Origin of the sequence: Actinomadura geliboluensis, assembly GCF_005889745.1 — a bacterium.
GTDB lineage: Bacteria > Actinomycetota > Actinomycetes > Streptosporangiales > Streptosporangiaceae > Spirillospora > Spirillospora geliboluensis.
The window spans coordinates 1-3,922 of the sequence record NZ_VCKZ01000607.1; the positions used below are offsets into that span (position 1 = coordinate 1).

General features: G+C 72.4%; 2 protein-coding genes. Both read right to left on the bottom strand.

The features are described from left to right. A partial coding sequence (locus tag ETD96_RS42250) for a DUF1707 SHOCT-like domain-containing protein (protein WP_205719737.1) occupies positions 1-200 on the bottom strand: 200 nt, incomplete at its 3' end. 168 nt (positions 201-368) lie between these two features. Next, complete coding sequence (ileS, locus tag ETD96_RS42255) at positions 369-3,542, bottom strand: isoleucine--tRNA ligase (RefSeq protein WP_138642096.1); 3,174 nt, start codon at positions 3,540-3,542, stop codon at positions 369-371. Positions 3,543-3,922 lie beyond the last annotated feature (380 nt).

The following is a 3,922-nucleotide window of genomic DNA, read 5'->3' on the forward strand; positions in this document are numbered from 1 at the left end:
GGCAGCATCAATGGTGTATAAGAGACAGGGGGCTGCTCGTCCGGCAGGTCGCTGAGGACGGGCGCCAGCTCGGCGTACGTCTTGGCCTTGTAGACGGCGTCGATGCGCTCGGCGTGCTCCTCCGGCGTGATGCGCCCCTCCGCCAGGGCCTCGCGCAGGCGGTCGGCCACCTCGTCGCGGTCGGCGTCGGACGCGCGCATGCTCGCGGGTGACGGGGCGGCCGGAGGTTCGGAGCCGGAAGGCTGCTCGGGAAGATTCACGGAACCATCATCGCAAACGCGATGTGTCGCGATGAACCCCATCGCGGAAAGTTCTCCGCCGCGCCCGGATCCGGACGCGGCGGAGCCCTCATGCCCTGCGAGTGCCGGTCACGCCCGGCGGAGGTAGTAGGTCAGGCCGAGCTCCTCGTCCCGGTTCGCGGGGACGTCCGCGGGACGGCCCTCGGACACCGCGGTCGCGAGGACCTCGGCGGCCACCTCACCGGAGTGGGCGCGCAGCGCCTCGGCGAGGTCGGTGCCGGTCGCCTCCCACCACAGCTCGATGCGGTCGGTGACCTCCAGCCCGGCGGCCTTGCGGCCCTCCTGGACGAGCCGGACGGCCTCCCGCACCAGGCCGGCGCGGCGCAGCTCGGGCGTGACGGTGAGGTCGAGCGCGACGGTCTCGCCGGCGGCGCTCTCCACCGCCCAGCCGCTGCGCGGCCGCTCGGTGACGATCACGTCGTCCGCCGTCAGCGGCACCGTGCCGAGGTCGGCGGCCTCGACCTGCGCCGTGCCCGCGCGGAGCGCCGCCACGAGCTCCGCGGCGCCGGCGGAGGTGATCGCCTTGGCGACCTTCGGGGTGTCCTTGGCGTAGCGCTTGCCCAGCTCCCGGAAGTTCGGCTTCACCTCGTACTCGACGAGGTCGCCGCCGATGGACGACAGCTCCTCGAAGCCGAGGACGTTCAGCTCCTCGGAGATCTGCGCGCGCAGCTGCTCGGGCAGCGCGGACCAGCCGGGGGCGCCGACGAGGGCGCGGCCGAGGGGCTGGCGGGTCCGGACGCCGCTCGCGGCCCGCGCGGAGCGGCCGAGCTCCACCAGCCGCCGGACGAGCGCCATCTGCGCGGTCAGGGCCTCGTCGAGGAGGCTCTCGTCGACGGCCGGCCAGTCGGCCAGGTGCACCGACTCGGGGCCGCCCTCGGGCCGGATGACGTCCCACACGTGGTCGGTGATGAACGGGACGATCGGCGCCATCAGCCGGGTGAGGGTCTCCAGGCACTCGTAGAGGGTGGCGAACGCGGCCGCGCCCTCCGGGCTCTGCGGGCCCTCCCAGAAGCGCCGCCGGGACCGCCGCACGTACCAGTTGGACAGGTCGTCGACGAACTGGGAGATGCGGCGCCCCGCGCGCGCGGTGTCGAACTCCTCCAGCGCGGTGTCGACCTCGCGGACGGTGCGGTGCAGCTCGGCGAGCGCCCAGCGGTCCAGCAGCGGGCGGTCGGCCGGGGCCGGGGCCTCCGCCATCTGGTCCGGCGTCCAGGCGCGGCCCTGCGACTCGGCGGCGTTGGCGTACAGGACGAAGAACGACGCGGTGTTCCAGTACGTGAGGAGGACCTTGCGGACGATCTCCTCCAGGGCGCCGTGCCCGACGCGGCGGGACGCCCAGGGCAGCCCGCTCGCGGCCATGAACCAGCGCACCGCGTCGGCGCCGTGCTGGTCCATCAGCGGGATGGGCCGCAGGACGTTGCCGAGGTGCTTGCTCATCTTGCGGCCGTCCTCGGCGAGGATCAGGCCGAGGCACACGACGTTCTCGTAGGACGACCGGTCGAACACCAGCGTCCCGACGGCCATGAGGGAGTAGAACCAGCCGCGGGTCTGGTCCTGGGCCTCGCAGATGTACTGGGCCGGGTAGGCGTTCTCGAAGACGTCGTTGTTGCGGTAGGGGGCGCCCCACTGCGCGAACGGCATCGACCCCGAGTCGTACCAGGCGTCGATGACGTCGGGGACGCGGCGCGCCTCCGTGCCGCACCGCGGGCACGGGAACGCGACGTCGTCCACGTAGGGCCGGTGCGGGTCGAGCGCGGACAGGTCGCGCCCGGCCAGCTCGCCGAGTTCCTTGAGCGACCCGACGCAGGTGACGTGGTCCTCGTCGCCGCCGCAGACCCACAGGGGGAGGGGCGTGCCCCAGTAGCGGCTCCGCGACAGCGACCAGTCGACGTTGTTGCGCAGCCATTCCCCGTACCGGCCGTGCTTGACCGTCTCGGGGTACCAGTTGGTCTTCTCGTTCTCCTCCAGCAGCCGGTCCTTGATCTGCGTGGTGCGGATGTACCAGGCCGGGAGCGCGTAGTAGAGCAGCGGCGTGTGGCAGCGCCAGCAGTGCGGGTAGCTGTGGTCGAAGTGCCCGCCGCGGAACAGCAGCCCGCGCGCGCGCAGGTCGTCGGTGAGCGGCTCGTCGGCGTCCTTGAAGAACTTGTTGCCGACGAGGGGCACCTCACGCAGGAAGCGGCCGTCAGGGCCGATCGGGTTGACGATCGGCATGCCGTACCGCTTGCAGACGGTCATGTCGTCGCCGCCGAACGCGGGCGCCTGGTGGACCAGCCCGGTGCCGTCCTCCACGGTGACGTAGTCGCCCAGGACGACGTAGTGCGCGTCCGGGATGTCGACCAGGTCGAAGGGGCGCTGGTAGGTCGTCCGCTCGAGCTCGGTGCCCTGGTAGGCGGCGAGCCGCTCGGCGCCCTCGCCGAGGACCTGGTCGACCAGGGGCTCGGCGACGACGAGCACCTCGTCCGACCCCGCCGGACGGGCCGCGACGTAGGTGACGTCGGGGTGGACGGCGACGGCGGTGTTGGACACCAGGGTCCACGGGGTCGTCGTCCAGATGAGCAGCGAGGCGCCCATCTCGGCGAGCGGCCCGGACGTGACCGGCATCCGCACGTACACCGACGGGCTGGACACCGTCTCGTACCCGCCCGGCTGCCCGAGCTCGTGGTCGGACAGGCCCGTCCCGCAGCGCGGGCAGTACGGGGTGATGCGGAAGTCGCGGAACAGCAGGCCCTTGTCGAACACCTGCTTCAGCGACCACCAGACGGCCTCGACGTACTCGGGGTCCATCGTCCGGTACGCCTGGTCGGTGTTGACCCAGTAGCCCATGCGCTCGGTCATCTCTTCGAACGCGTCCACATGGCGCAGGACCGACTCGCGGCAGCGGGCGTTGAACTCCGCGACGCCGTACTCCTCGATGTCCTTCTTGCCGGTGAGGCCGAGCTCCTTCTCGACGGCCACCTCCACCGGCAGGCCGTGGCAGTCCCAGCCGGCCTTGCGGGGGACGTGGCGGCCCTTCATGGTCTTGAAGCGCGGGAAGACGTCCTTGAACACGCGGGCCTCGACGTGGTGGACGCCCGGCATGCCGTTGGCGGTCGGCGGGCCCTCGTAGAACACCCAGGGCTCGCCGGACGCGGTGCGCTCGAGCGACCGCTCGAAGACCTTGTTCTCCTGCCAGCGGCGCAGCATGTCCCGCTCAAGGGCGGGCAGATCGACCTGCGCGGGCAGCGGCCGAAAGGCTCGGCTCACGGTGGCGGACCTCCGGATCGACGTGGACACGTTGACCGGAGGGACGAGGCGCGCGGCCCCGCGGTACCACCCTCCTTGACCGCGCCCGTACGGCGCGGCCCGCTTCGTTCAGCGTCTCGGCTGCCGGGTCTACCGCGCCCGCGGCCGGGGGCCGGGGCGTTTCTTCCGGCGGCTCCGGGGTGATCAGACCGCCGCGCGCTCCCCCGGGCTCGCACCGTCCCCGGGTCGCTCATGGCCGCTTGCGGCGGCAGGTGTCCCCATCAGCGCCTGCCGCGTGACTGCTCGTCTGCACTTTAACGCACGCGCGCCCCCCGCTCTTCCCCTTTCCCCGCCCGCCCGGCCCGGCGGGCCGGGTTCCGTTCCTTTGCGATCTCGTACGC